Origin of the sequence: Helicobacter suis, assembly GCF_902196135.1 — a bacterium.
Lineage (GTDB): Bacteria > Campylobacterota > Campylobacteria > Campylobacterales > Helicobacteraceae > Helicobacter > Helicobacter suis_A.
Genome location: NZ_CABIKE010000021.1, coordinates 1 through 8,417, shown reverse-complemented (window position 1 = coordinate 8,417; position 8,417 = coordinate 1). Strand labels below are relative to the sequence as shown.

Genomic DNA, 8,417 nt, shown 5'->3' with positions numbered 1-8,417 from the left:
TTTTAATGCCCGCAAAGCTCTATAGTCCTCTTGAGTAAAGAGTTTGAGATCACCCAAGCCCTGATTAATGGCTATCATCTGCTTACGCACGCTCTCTATTAAGGGTTTAACTTCTTTAAGTGTGAGCTTCTTACCTTGTTTCTCTTGTGGATCAAAAATTCTAACAAGGTCTATAAGCGTGGTCTCTAACTCTACTTGACTCTTCTTAAGATCTTGATTCTCTTGAGTTAAAGCGGTGTTGGTTTGCTCTAGTTTAATCTTGTCTTGTTCAATGGCGCGCAATTTTGTTTTAGTATTCTCTAGACTAGCTTGTAAGTCTTTGATTTGTTTTTCACTTGTCTTAACTTCTTTTAACAATCCTGTAACTTTGTCTGTGTGGAGTTTAATGGCCTCTTTATAACCTAGCATGCCCTCCCAAGTTTGTAACAAGGCATTTAAATTGTTAGAAAACTGATAAAAATCATGGATAATTTTTTCTTGTTGCTCAGTTTGCTTTGTCATTACAACACGCTTAGCCTTCTCTTTTTCCATTAACTGGGCATAAGCTCTAGGTTCAATGCGCTTAGCTCCACTAATGCGTTTATCTGTGCCTCTTTGCATGTTCAAAATTTGAGCGACTTCGGTTTGTATTTGTCTAAAGGCTTGTGGGGTTCTAAGGCTTGATCTAAAGAGGCTCTTACCGGTTTCTTTGTCTAGAGTGATGAATTCCATGTGGGCATGGTGGTTGATGTGAGTTTTGCCAAACTCATCTACATGCCCTTCGTCTCTGTGAATGGCAATTTGGTAGCATTGAAAGCCGTATTTGTCCTCAAAGTGTTTGGCTAGCTTTTCCAAATCTTGCATGGTGGAAGTTTCTTTGAGATTAACCACAGCGCTCCATTCGTAGTTTTTAGCTTGAAATTTTTGCTTGGTGCGGGCGTGGTAGGATTCAATGGCACTGGCAACAATGGTGTTTTTCAAGTAATTGGCCTCTTTGCTGGAGCGATTGACTTGAAAGTCTAGTCCTATGAGATAGCTAGGAGGCATGATCCTGTCGTTGTGTTGGGTCTGGATGGCGTTAGATTTTTTGAAGGTGATACCAGAAAGATCGCCCACTAGAACAACTCGCTATGTGTGCCTAGTCTGATCAAGATGAGCGCGTCATCTTGCACTTGGTAGATGAGTAGCAGATCCGGCTTGACATGGCATTCTCTAAACTCTTTCCATTGTCCTTTTAGAGCATGATCTCTGTGCTTTGCTTCTAGTGGAACTTGTTGTTGGAGTTGAGAAACAATGGCATCAAGCATGGCTCTTGTGATGTCTTTGTTTTTGAAATGCCTTGTGTAATCCTTTTGAAAAGACTTTTTGATGATGAGCTTGAGCACTAAGGATCAATCTTCTTTCTCTGCTTCCTGTGCAAACTCATTGAAAGATTGTGTTTCTATGTAGGTCTCTTTAGGGTCATGGGCATTCATCATGGCTAGTTGTGTTTCTTGGTTAGGAACATGGAATTTTGCACTAAGAGCTGATCTGATTTGGTCTCTTTTATTGTGGAGCTCTTGGAGTTTTTTTGTGAGTTGCCTGTATTCTACTTGTGTTTTGGAAAGCTGTTTTTCAGTGGTGTTTAAATACTTGAATAGCTGTCTCTCGTTACAAAGATTGTAATCAACTGGCATTGCTGTATTACCTTTTTTGCGTTATTCTAACATGCCTTTAACAAAATCACCAAATGAGCTTGCGAATGGCCTGAACTTGTGAAGGTGGTGATTTTGTAAAATCACCACCCCTAAAGGGGACGCTTACAAGTTCGCTTGGTAATTTTGCAAAATCACCACCCCTAAAGGGGACGCTTACAAGTTCGCTTGGTAATTTTGCTCTGCGAGGCTAAGGCTTTCATTCTGCAAACTTTGCAAACCAATTTTTAAAATGCGCCGCGTTTTCAAATTTAAAAGGATTTAAAGATTTACGGGGCTTGTCTACATCTCTAACCTCTACTTGGATTTTTCCATTTTTTAATCTAGAAATATCTTTGATCTTAAGGCTAGCAGGTACACCATTCTTGTTCATGTAAAGATTGCGTCCAATGTAGTCTGTGAGATCGTCTCTAGGATTTAAAGCTGGTGGTTGCTCATTTTTCTGGTTAGGTCTAGCTAAACCCTGAAAGCTCTTAAATCCATTGCTATCTTTTTGCAATTCTAGCTGTATCTGTGTGGGCTGTGGTGTTTGTCTGGCTTTCTGTGATTGCTGAGCTAAGTCTATTCTTTGATAACCTGATTTAGTTAGACTCTCTAGTAAGATTTCTTTACTAGCTAGAGTAGCACTCCTCTCACCAATCTCTTGGCCATTTTGGTAGTATTTGGCTAAAAAATCATAACCCTTTAAAGCAGGGTGTATGCTATCAATTACAAGCACAATGCTAGGGTCTTGGGGCTTGCTAAAAGCCGCCCCTAAGATTTCCATAACGCCATCCTCTTGTTTGGCTTGCTCTGCTCGTTGCTTTTTAGAGCGTTTGATTTGTTCAATCACTTGTTGGCTTCTAATTTTCCAAGCAATGGTTCTTAAATCTCTCTTAGCTTGTTCTTTGTCTTTGCTAGTCTTAGTGGTGGGTTGGAAGTAGAATTGGATATGGGTGATGCGATTGCCCATGCCTTTGGTTTTAAGTTTTTCATAGCAAAGAGATTCAAATTGAGGGAGCTTTTTGAGTTCTTGGATAGCGGGTTTGAGGATGTCGCGCTCAAGCACTTCAAGTAACTTGATATTTACAGGCATTCCCATCAACTCCCTAAACTTGCCCCACTCCATTCTAGGAGGTACACCTACACTTTTCCATTGCTTAAGCAGTCTATAAAGAGTCTTAGCATACTTCCCTCTGATGTTTTGAAACTCTAAGAGCTCAAAGGAGGTGAAGTTAGCGTTTAAAAAGTTAAGTAAGTAGCCAAAGTAGGGCATGTTCACTTGGATTTCTATGCTTTTAACTTGGGTCTTTTGGGTGTCATGGTAGTTGATCGCAAAGGTTTTAAAAAGCATATGGTTTTCATCTCGCTTAGGCAAGAGTATCCAAAAGTTAGCGGTTCTGATATTTTTCCAAAGCTTTTTGACCACACTGCTTAATTCGTTCTTGCTGATCTTAACTGCATGCACCATTGCCTTAATTTCATCAAAATCAAACACCAAGAGCTCATCTTGTCTGTCTTTGAGTTTGTTAAAAATAGCAAAGAGTAAATTGGCTTCTAATGCTCCAAGCTTACCCAGAGAGACAGAGTTTACATCGTTGTGGAAGGTTACATACTGCTTGGATATAGCGGTAGGGACTGTGAGCTTGGCTTGAGCGATAGCTTGGGTTTCTAGGGGCTGTTGGGTGGTGGTTAGTTCTTGCTGGATTGTAGGTGGTGTGGCTATTGGTGTAGCCACTGTAGCCACTGGTTGTTGTTCTGGTGTGCTTTGTGTGGGCGAGGCTTGAGATTGGGCTAGTGTCTGTTTGGTTAGATTTACTAGCTTTTTGAGGCAATCAGTTTTTTCAGCCTCTAAAACTTTTTTAGTAGCACTATCTGCTGTCATTTCAATAAGAGCCCGCAAGGCTTCTATTTGTTCTGTTAGAGCTTTCTGTGTATCCATTATTGCTACTCCAATCAATGTCTTTAGCTACTATTATATATACTAATAGCTTAATTCTATGTATCAAATGCGGATTTTACTCCTTATCAGTGCGGATTTTACTTGGTATAGGCGCGGATTTTACTGGGGATCAGTGCGGATTTTACTGGGTATTACAATCCGGGAGCTCCCTCCCACACGGGCTTCGCGGGGTGCCTAAAAGGTTAAAAGAGCGTAAGCTCTTTAAAAAGGTTAAAAACATGCGCGCGAGAAAAAAAATTTTTGAAAAACTTAAAAGAAACTTAAAACATAGCAAAATAGGGATTAGTGAGGCATGTCAATATTCTTATTTTTGAGAATTTTTGAGAAAATGCTTAAATAAAAAAAAGTTTTTCTCATTTTATATTAATTTTTAAGAAAAAAATTTTTAAAATTTTTTTAAGATTTGCTCCGTACTGGACTAGGTAAGCCAAGCTGACGCTTGGCATCTATGAGGATTTATCTTGGGGGGCAAGCCCCCCAAACCCCCCAAGAGAGGGCTTTTGAAGTGAAAATTGTAGATAGGTGGTCTTAGAGTATCTAGGGCTAGGGAGTTATCATGTCTTGGGGAGGAGGAGTAGAAAAAAAGGCAATTGAACTAAGAATGGACAGCAGATGGCAGATGAAAGAAAAATGACGGAATGATAAAACAACGAGTGTGGATAAGGCAATAAAAACAGAGCAATAAAACAAAAATAGCGTTTAAATCGCTTTAAAATGGCTTGTAAGGCAAAGGTTAGGTGTTAGGAGTATCTAACTATGGTTTATGGGGTGAAGGGGATTGTGGGGGATTTATAGAGTTTTAATAAGGATACGATGTTAAAAATGGTAACTGAGAGCAACTGAGTAGAAAACTTCAAGCACGATCTAATAGAAGCCAATAAAATCGAACTCACATTTAAAAGAGCGTGCAAATTAACCGATGTTAGGTTTTTACTTTTTAAATCAAAGGGATTTTCATGGCTTTTCCTCGTTTCTTGATCCGCGGGGGTGGGGGGGCGATAGCTCTTCTCATGTTGGGTTGTACTGCTAAGCTAGGTACGATTAATCCTAATCAGCCAATGACAGGGGAGACACATCAAGTTGCCGCGGTTAGTTAGTTGTAAGCCTTTTACTTGGCCTTATAGTAAGGCTGAAGATCTTAAACAGCAAACGATACAAAAACTTCAAGGTCAAGCAAATAGTTATGCCCGCATCGCTCATACACAAGAGGCAGAGCTTATCAATGTAACGATCAGTAAACAATATTGGCCATGGTTTTACTGGCTTTTGGGAGGAGTGTGTGTGAAGGCGGAAGGTTTTGCGCGCCCTAAAACCCGGTAATGCTTAGCTTTATCTACCCCTGTGTAAAACTCCGTCATTTAGGGCGGAGATGTAAGCGCCTAGACGCTGACGACTAATAACTAACACAATTTTGAATGGGTGTTCTTTGTTCTTGGTTCTTGAATGTAGCGTTTGCGGGTATATAATGGGGTGGTTGTGATTGGATAAAAGGGGTCTTTGTATGTGGTATGTTCTGAAGAATAAAGACAAAGAGGTTGTGAGGTTTGAGCTAAAAATTGCAAATGAAACAAGCGAAGATGAGTTTTTTTACTATCTTGATAATGTGCAGGTTATCAATCAAGGGCTATTACCATACACTTTCTCATTAAGCGATAAATGCATAGAGGATCATCTGGAGGACTGGATAAAGTCCAGAAAAATCCCTAAAAATAGAGCATTTGTGAAAGAAATCGTCAAATCTCTACAGCTCAATCCTGATAATTTTTTATCCTATGTTGATGTTACTCTAGCCCTCTCTCTTAACGACACCTATTGGATTATCCCTGCAGATAAAAACTACCTCTGGAAAGATTACAATCTTTATGAAAATTCTTTCAATGAAACATTGGCTTTGGTAGCTTTTGCAGGGCATTCTGCAAAACTTGAGGGGCTTGTAACCAGTCCAGAGCTTACTACCAATGGCATGCTTAAGAAGTGTTGGCACAAGAATGCAGTGAGTGGTAACATAGAGCTTTTAAAGGGTTGGAGTGTTCTTGGACATAACGAGTATGGTAAAGAACCTTATTGTGAATACTACATGGCACAAGTTGCTACGACACTAGGGTTTGAACATGTGCGCTATGACTTACAAGAATTTCATGGTGAGATTGTCAGCTCTTGTGAACTATTCACTACTCAAGAGTATGGATATTTGCCTATGTTAGATTATCTGGACAGAAACTTGCTTGAAGAGTTGTTCAAAGAGCGCAACAGGAGTAAAATGATACAAACGATTATGGGTATTTACGGAAAAGAGAAATTCCAAGACCTTTTACTCTTTGATGCACTTATTTTCAATACAGATAGGCATCTGGGTAACTTTGGGATGCTTGTAGATAACAATGCCAATGAACCTATCAAACCTGCGCCTATTTTTGATAATGGCATGGCGTTTTTTAATCATGTTACAGAGTACAATTTAGAGGACATCCCGGCCTACTTTATAGACGAGCGTAGTGCGCTAGGAATGAGTTTTTCAAGACAACTAGAAATTGCATGCCAACCCCGCCATATAGGACCGCTTTCCAAACTGGCAAACTTCACCTTCACCCGCCATGAGAAATACAATCTCTCTGAGAAATGGTTACAAGCAGGAGAGAAGTTTATCCAACAAAGAAGCCAAGAAATTATTCAAATCATTGCTAAGAAACAAGCCAAATCCCAAGAAACACCTCTACATTCCCAATCTTTTCCTACACCACCAACACCACAACACAAAGAGCTCCCCACACCCTCTAAAGGCAGGAGTTAGAAAATCTTAGGATTGTCGTATATATTTTGAGAAAAGAGAAAAGGGCGAGAATTAGCGTATAATGATCAAAATACCGGATAAGGAGTCATCTATGAGAAAACTTGCTCTTAAACATGAACAATTACAGAATAAGCAGGTGATGGACGAACACGAAAGGGCATTTCAAAGAGCTAGGGAAATTTGCAGAAAAGAGTTTGAGAAGCCTGAAGTGAGAGCAGTTTTTGAGCGTTTGGCTGATAAGTAGTGAAGTATCTGAAGTTGGAGCACGCGATTGCTATCCACGATGAGATTATGGATTTAACAAAGGGGTTAAAAGGCTATAACAAAGCGGGTATTGGCTACTTAGCCAGTGCTTTAGAACATATCCAGAATGATGATTTCTACCCCTCCTTTTGCAGTAAGCTTGCGCACTTGATGTTTTCTTGTATCAAATTCCACCCCTTTAACGATGGTAACAAGCGCACCTCCATCTATCTTGGGATGCACTTTTTGGTCATGAATGGTTATTGTTATAATAACTTTGCAAGCACTTCATTAGAAGATATGGTGGTGCAAGTTGCAGAGGGGACAATAGATAAGGCAGATTTACAAGTGTTTTTAGAGCAACACTTACAATCTCTTAAACAGGATAAAACACCTGCGCTCGATAGTGATCTGCACAACGGGTACTCCCAAGATTCTTCTACACCACAACACAAGGAGTTCTCAACACCCTTTAAAGGCAGGAGTAGGTGATTGTCTTAGAAAATACACCCTCCAATGGGTAGTAAAAAATATCCCAAACACTCACACTTAAGAACGAAGGGGTAGCGGCGTTCAAACTTTGGCTTCTCTTGCCAAACCTTTACATCCCAAACCCCCTCCCCTTACTTTGTTGGTTAGCTAAAGCTTTTTTCAAGTCTGTTTTTAATTTCTCAGTTAGGTTAACTTGCTCACTTAATTTTGCTTGCGTATTGTCAAGCTCTACTTGCAATTTATCCCGCTCTTTTTGTAGATCATTTCTTTGTGTTTGCAAGTCCTCCACTTGGCTTTCAAGCCTTCCGATCTGAGTTTTCTGTGTGGTATTCTCCAAGTGTAGATCAGTGTGCTTTAGCTTGGCATTCTCATCTGTAAGTCTTTCAATCTCTTTAATTTTATCCTCCAGCTCTTTTGTAAGTCTAGAGGTTTTATTCTTGTAATATTGCGCATCACTTTCTGCTGCTTTAAGCCTTTTGCCATACACATCGCTGTTTTTAAATTCCTCAGTTAGTTTTCCTATGCTATTTTCTAATCCCTTTATTTCCTCCAGTAAAGCTTTGTATTCCCATTCTCTAGTAGTCTCTATCTTGTCAAGAATGGGCTTGAGCTCTTTAGTCAACCTTGTTTCAATCTCATCAATATGTCTTTTTAGAAAGTGATCCCGCCTATCTTTGGCTATGCTTTCAAAGTATGCGGGATTTATGGCATTTTTAACCCCCTTGCCCATGAGTATTGCCATCGCATTCATTTTGGGAAATCTCCCTGCAAGCAAATCATCTGCAAGAACTGCTAGGTATGCGTGGTATTCAGCCTTCTCTTTCTCATTGTCCTTTTTCCATTGGATAACGGCCTTAATCTCTGTCCCTCTTTCTGCTTGGGTTTTTTCTAGTATGGGGTTAATAACTTGCTCTCTAAAACTTTCTAGTAGCATGTAAACCTTGTTCACATACTCTTCTAACTTAGCCTCTTTGCTAAGCTTTACACTCTTTAGGGATTGAGTGTGCTGTGTTTCTAATGCCTCTAACTCTTTGGCATGTGCTTGCTTGAGCTCTTGCACCCCATTAGGGCTCAGATAGTCTTTGTATTGCTCTTGCAAGGCTTTATAGCGTGTTTTAGCCCCTTGCTCTATCATGCCAATGCGTGTCTTTAGCCCCTCAATGTTCAAACCCTCCTCTTTTAATGCCCGCAAAGCTCTATAGTCCTCTTGAGTAAAGAGTTTGAGATCACCCAAGCCCTGATTAATGGCTATCATCTGCTTACGCACGCTCTCTAT

At 40.0% G+C, this 8,417-nt stretch carries 8 protein-coding genes; 3 read left to right on the top strand and 5 right to left on the bottom strand.

The window, feature by feature from the left end:
- The 4 genes from G6Q06_RS08655 to G6Q06_RS08050 form a co-directional block, all read right to left on the bottom strand.
- The coding region (locus G6Q06_RS08655) for a hypothetical protein (protein ID WP_240329364.1) at positions 1-1,095 on the bottom strand (1,095 nt) is incomplete at its 3' end.
- Positions 1,095-1,364, bottom strand: coding sequence for a type II toxin-antitoxin system RelE/ParE family toxin (locus G6Q06_RS08060; RefSeq protein WP_163566276.1), 270 nt, complete (start codon positions 1,362-1,364; stop codon positions 1,095-1,097). The genes G6Q06_RS08060 and G6Q06_RS08655, both read right to left, overlap by 1 nt.
- 6 nt (positions 1,365-1,370) lie before the next feature.
- Positions 1,371-1,655 (bottom strand): hypothetical protein, encoded by a 285-nt coding sequence (locus tag G6Q06_RS08055; protein WP_163566275.1) that lies wholly within the window; start codon positions 1,653-1,655, stop codon positions 1,371-1,373.
- Positions 1,656-1,872: 217 nt separating this feature from the next.
- Positions 1,873-3,594: a replication initiation protein gene (locus tag G6Q06_RS08050; protein WP_163566274.1), complete on the bottom strand. Its 1,722-nt coding sequence runs from the start codon at positions 3,592-3,594 to the stop codon at positions 1,873-1,875.
- Between the two features lie 1,522 nt (positions 3,595-5,116).
- On the opposite strand from G6Q06_RS08050, the gene G6Q06_RS08045 reads away from it, so the two are divergent.
- The 3 genes from G6Q06_RS08045 to G6Q06_RS08035 all read left to right on the top strand — a co-directional run bounded on the left by G6Q06_RS08045 (position 5,117) and on the right by G6Q06_RS08035 (position 7,141).
- Positions 5,117-6,406, top strand: a complete 1,290-nt coding sequence (locus tag G6Q06_RS08045) for a transcriptional regulator (protein ID WP_163566273.1) — start codon at positions 5,117-5,119, stop codon at positions 6,404-6,406.
- 91 nt (positions 6,407-6,497) lie between these two features.
- Entirely contained in the window at positions 6,498-6,650 is a 153-nt protein-coding gene (locus G6Q06_RS08040; RefSeq protein ID WP_163566272.1) for a hypothetical protein, read from the top strand.
- Complete coding sequence (locus G6Q06_RS08035; protein WP_205436011.1) at positions 6,650-7,141, top strand: type II toxin-antitoxin system death-on-curing family toxin; 492 nt, start codon at positions 6,650-6,652, stop codon at positions 7,139-7,141. Before G6Q06_RS08040 ends, G6Q06_RS08035 begins: the two co-directional genes overlap by 1 nt.
- 109 nt (positions 7,142-7,250) lie before the next feature.
- Here G6Q06_RS08035 and G6Q06_RS08030 read toward each other — a convergent pair.
- The coding region (locus tag G6Q06_RS08030) for a hypothetical protein (RefSeq protein ID WP_205436010.1) at positions 7,251-8,417 on the bottom strand (1,167 nt) is incomplete at its 5' end.